General features: G+C 69.0%; 2 protein-coding genes. Both read left to right on the forward strand.

Annotated elements, in window-relative coordinates:
- A partial coding sequence (locus ACE3TA_RS22585) for a cellulose synthase subunit BcsC-related outer membrane protein (RefSeq protein WP_374576576.1) occupies positions 1-771 on the forward strand: 771 nt, incomplete at its 5' end.
- Positions 772-773: 2 nt separating this feature from the next.
- Positions 774-1225 (forward strand): cellulose biosynthesis protein BcsD (bcsD, locus tag ACE3TA_RS22590; protein WP_374576577.1); only part of this gene is annotated, 452 nt, incomplete at its 3' end.

The following is a 1225-nucleotide window of genomic DNA, read 5'->3' on the forward strand; positions in this document are numbered from 1 at the left end:
GGCTTTGGCCACACCACCGTGGTCGGGGGCCTGCAATGGACGCCGAAGCTCGGCCCCGCCGCCCTCAAGCTTGGCCTGGAGCGGCGCGCGGTCACCGACAGCGTGCTGTCCTATGCGGGCCTGAAGGACGCCTATACCGGCCAGAGCTGGGGCGGCGTCACCAAGGACCAGGTGACGCTCGGCGCCTCCTACGACCGGGGCAATGGCATCGGCGCCTATGGCGAGGTCGCGGCCAAGCGGCTCACCGGGCGCGGGGTGGCCAGCAACACCGGCTACGAAGTCAATCTGGGCGGCTATGTCACCGCTTATCAGGGCGAGCACGGGGCGGTGAAGCTAGGGGCCAACCTCAACGCCCAGGCCTATGAGAAGAACCTGCGCCACTTCAGCCTGGGCCAGGGCGGATACTTCAGCCCCCAGCAGTATGTCAGCCTGTCCTTCCCGGTCAGCTACACCGCCAAGGGTGATCGCTGGAGCTGGGACGTGAAGCTGGCGCCAGGCTTCTCGGCCTATAGCGAGGATCCCTCGCCGATCTTCCCCACCGATCCGGCCCGCCAGGGCAAGATCACCTACGCCGCCGGCCAGTCCGCTGAGGTCCAGGCGGTCCATGCGGGAACCAGCCGCTCCGGCTTCGGGGTCTCCGGCGCGGTCAAGGGCGAGTACCGCATCGGGCGCAGCACGACGCTCGGCGGCCACGCCGGCCTCGACACCTTCGGCCAGTACAACGAGTTCAAACTCGGGGTCTTCCTGCGCAAGACCTTTGGAGGACGCTGAACATGCAAACGCCTGATGATCCCCGCCTCGCCTACTACGCCGAACGCCAGGTCGCGCCCCAGTGGCGCGGCTTCCTGGCCGCCCTGGCCGGCGAGCTGTTCGAGAATGTCGGGGCGGAGGCCTCGCGCGGCTTCCTGCGCCAGACCGGCGAACGGATGGCCAGGACCGCCCCCCTGCCCCCAACCGAGACCCTGGGCCAGCTTCATGAGGCCGCCAATACGCGCCTGGCCGAGCTGGACTGGGGGCTGGTGGCGTTTGAGGACAAGGGCCAGACCCTGGTCATCCGCCACGAGGCCGGGCCGTGGCGGATCGCCGAAGACGCCGAAGGCCTGTGGCCCGCCGCCTTCGCGGCCATGCTGGAAGGGCTCTATACCGGCTGGCTCAGGGACCAGGGGGCAGGTTCAAACCTGAGCGCCCGCCTGGATCTGGAGGCGTCAGAGACGTCGGTCGTGCT

It is taken from the genome of Phenylobacterium sp., assembly GCF_041916435.1.
GTDB lineage: Bacteria > Pseudomonadota > Alphaproteobacteria > Caulobacterales > Caulobacteraceae > Phenylobacterium.